The 3,078-nt window shown below is 41.7% G+C and carries 5 protein-coding genes; 1 reads left to right on the top strand and 4 read right to left on the bottom strand.

Annotated features, from left to right (window positions below; genetic code table 11):
• Nucleotides 1-401 precede the first annotated feature (401 nt).
• The 4 genes from BCT49_RS15485 to BCT49_RS15505 form a co-directional block, all read right to left on the bottom strand.
• On the bottom strand, nt 402-608 hold the full coding sequence (locus BCT49_RS15485) for a hypothetical protein (RefSeq protein WP_102436381.1): 207 nt from the start codon (nt 606-608) through the stop codon (nt 402-404).
• Nucleotides 609-1,477: 869 nt separating this feature from the next.
• The gene (locus BCT49_RS15495) at nt 1,478-1,738 is read right to left on the bottom strand and encodes a hypothetical protein (RefSeq protein WP_133151659.1); all 261 of its coding nucleotides are present in this window, start codon (nt 1,736-1,738) and stop codon (nt 1,478-1,480) included.
• Nucleotides 1,739-1,830: 92 nt separating this feature from the next.
• A complete protein-coding gene (locus tag BCT49_RS15500) occupies nt 1,831-1,989 on the bottom strand; it encodes a Hok/Gef family protein (RefSeq protein WP_102436389.1) in 159 nt (52 codons plus the stop codon).
• Between the two features lie 188 nt (nt 1,990-2,177).
• Nucleotides 2,178-2,372, bottom strand: coding sequence for a DinI-like family protein (locus tag BCT49_RS15505; RefSeq protein ID WP_277869424.1), 195 nt, complete (start codon nt 2,370-2,372; stop codon nt 2,178-2,180).
• 124 nt (nt 2,373-2,496) lie between these two features.
• On the opposite strand from BCT49_RS15505, the gene BCT49_RS15510 reads away from it, so the two are divergent.
• Nucleotides 2,497-3,078: Rpn family recombination-promoting nuclease/putative transposase (locus BCT49_RS15510; RefSeq protein ID WP_133151660.1), on the top strand; the 582-nt coding region annotated here is incomplete at its 3' end.

Raw genomic sequence — 3,078 nt, forward strand, 5'->3', positions numbered from 1 at the left:
ACAAGGTGAGCAGCGTGGACGTCAAGAAGGGCGTCAAGAAGCCCTAAAGGAGATGGCGATTAAAATGATGCTAAATGGCATCGAACCACAATCCATTGTCGACGTTACAGGCCTGACTAAAGACGAAATAGCCCAGCTTTCTCATTAGTCCGCAAAATTAAGATATCAGTCTTTTCAGTTTGATGGGAAGACTGATATTCACCTCCCCCCCTCCATTCTTTGTTACTTCTGTTACAACTATTAATCAGTTTAACCAAACACAGCAGAGCCAATTGGTCTATTTAACATATGATACACAATATACACCGAAAATTACGCCAACAAACACCACATTTGCAAATGTAGAACCCCATGAAGCGCAAAAGCCCCATCCAATGGATGAGACTCTTGTGTTTGATGTTCTACTTAATCAGAGATGTGATTAGCGCAGCTAAGGAGAGAAGTGTTGGGGTTATCATCCCGACCACCATCATTTGCCACGGCCTCCACTTAACTTGAGACTCGTGATTTTTCCCTTCAGCTATGGTCTTAAACAGTTCAGCTTCTCTTTGGTGGCTTTGAGCCAGTTCGCTTTCAAGCTCATCTATTCGTTTTTGCTTTTCGCACATAATAACCTCGTTCTAGGTTCGTTCGTTGAAGTTGTGGCAAGGGTTGGCGAACGTTTCCAACCCATAGGGAGCTACCCACAGCCACAATTAAATTATAGCTCTAAAAGTTTTTACTGGGAATCAATGGTTGATTTAACGTAATAGCCACAATATACACCGAAAATTAGCGCTGACTGATTTGGGGGAGTTAGAACATCATTTTTGTTGTTATTAGGTAAGGCGCAATGGTTCGGTTGCTGTGAATTTTGATGCACATCAAAGTGTAAGCAATTTGTTCTTGTTATGTTGTGCAATGGTTGTATTTTTATGGTCAAAATAAAAAGGTATATAAAATATGACTTTAAAAAAACATCAGAAAATGGCTCGAGATCTTTATCATATACATCTTGGGATGAGCGTAGAGGAAGCTGAGCATGCTACCCGCCAACTCGATTTAAGAGCATCAAGTAAAAGTAGAGTTAGTCAGGTAAAAACAAGCAATGTATTACCGCGCCAAATAAGAACGGTTAGGGTTCGCTAGGGCTTTAAGTGGCTCCCCTTGACTGACTAACGGCTCCCAATCAGGAGCCGTTCTTCGTTACGGAGTCACTTGATTTAAAGCCAAACCACGGAGAAGTGCTGGCGCGGTGCTATCACTCAACTTCTCAGTGCCCATTACTCAGAGCTAGACTTAAGTGGAGAGGACTCCCCTTTCATTCGTAATGAGCAAGATTAGTCTCGATTTTTAACCAGCCAATATTGCCGACGTTACAGGCCTGACTAAAGACGAAATAGCCCAGCTTTCTCATTAGTCCGCAAAATTAAGATATCAGTCTTTTCGGTTTAATGGGAAGACTGATATTCACGACTCTCTAAATACCTGTGAACCTTCACGCCATAATATCAAGAGTCGTGCCAATCATTTCATCTGTCCTATGCACAACATTTGCGCCAACTTGATTATAGGATTCGGCATTTTTAAGTTGTATTAAGTCATTAATAGGATCAGGCTTCTGTTCTTTTTTCGATGCTTCAAGTTCATTTAGGGGGCTTTGATTACTTTGAGAGGCCAAAGATGACGATGCTTCATTAGCCATCTTTTGAGATGTTTGCAAAATAGAATAGCCTTGCATTACTCCTGGAAAATTCATAAGCACTCTCGATGAAGAAAAAAGATTTGGGTGCACCTCTTCCTGAATCACAACACTGAATCAGGAAGAGGCTTACGCCCCTTCCTGCCCAGCTACCTTACCATTTCGTAGACAACAAAGCGTGCTAGGAAATCTGTACTTCCATCTTTATATCGAACCTCGCAGAGCGAGTCTCGAACAATAAAAAGTCCACACAGAACGGTGAAACAAATCACCACCAAGCCCATTAGGGCTATTTTACTCGTTGGCATTTTTTGTTGCCTCCTAGTGATAAAGAGGCTAATATTTGTAGTGTTGAAGTACATACATTGCCTCGTAAGTTTTAATTAACTTTCGGGGCTTTTGTCTATCTGTCACAAACAAAAATGTTTAAATGATTGCTCATGGCAAACAGCCAAGAGCACCCGCTAACAGTATAGCACGACTCTGTAATGCTTTGTTACTCCTGTAACAACCACTCATCCGCTTCATTAAATGCTTCTTCGATAATACGATTGGCTGTCTTCTTTTCATCCTTTTTCGCAAAAATTTCCAATTGATTATTTGTTCCATAGCGAACACGAACCTTCACATTTGGATACATAACCGACAACCTTTTAAAGAGCTCGTCGTTAATTAAAGGGCCCTCCGCCACTTACTAACAAAGCGGTTCCCCAACACTGCAAAAGCAAAAGCTAATAGGCGTATTTAACATATGATACACAATATACACCGAAAATTAGCGCCAACAAGCCATCTCTATGCGGTAAGATAATAAAATGAAAAAGACAACGCCAACCCCACACGATGCACTCTTTAAGCAGTTTTTGACTCACCCAGAAACCGCTAAGGATTTGCTGGATATTCACCTGCCAACAAAGCTGCGTGATATCTGTGATTTGACCACATTAAAACTTGAGTCAGGCAGCTTCATAGAAGAAAGCCTACGCCCTTATTACTCAGATGTACTCTACTCTCTCAATACTCCTCAGGGAGAAGGATACATCTACGCGTTAATCGAACATCAAAGTCGCCCTGAAAAGAACATGGCATTTAGGCTGATGCGCTACGCTATTGCTACCATGCAGCAACATCTTGAAGCAGGCCATGAGCACTTGCCACTGGTCATCCCAATACAGTTTTACCATGGTAAAGTCTCGCCTTACCCCTATGAGATGAATTGGTTAAAAGGCTTTGCTAACCCAGACCAAGCTAAGGGACTTTATACTCAAGATTTTCCATTGATTGATGTCACCGTCATTTCGGACGATGAAATAATGCAGCATCGCCGTATCGCTTTGCTTGAGCTTGTACAGAAACACGCGAGACATCGCGATATTATGGATTTTTTAGAGCCACTG

The organism is Vibrio lentus (assembly GCF_002875945.1).
In the GTDB taxonomy this organism is placed as follows: Bacteria; Pseudomonadota; Gammaproteobacteria; order Enterobacterales; family Vibrionaceae; genus Vibrio; species Vibrio apostichopi.

Bases quoted from the DNA above. Each gene is read 5' to 3' on its own strand.
- BCT49_RS15495 (WP_133151659.1), bottom strand. From the start codon at position 1,738: ATGAATTTTCCAGGAGTAATGCAAGGCTATTCTATTTTGCAAACATCT.
- BCT49_RS15485 (WP_102436381.1), bottom strand. From the start codon at position 608: ATGTGCGAAAAGCAAAAACGAATAGATGAGCTTGAAAGCGAACTGGCT.
- BCT49_RS15500 (WP_102436389.1), bottom strand. From the start codon at position 1,989: ATGCCAACGAGTAAAATAGCCCTAATGGGCTTGGTGGTGATTTGTTTC.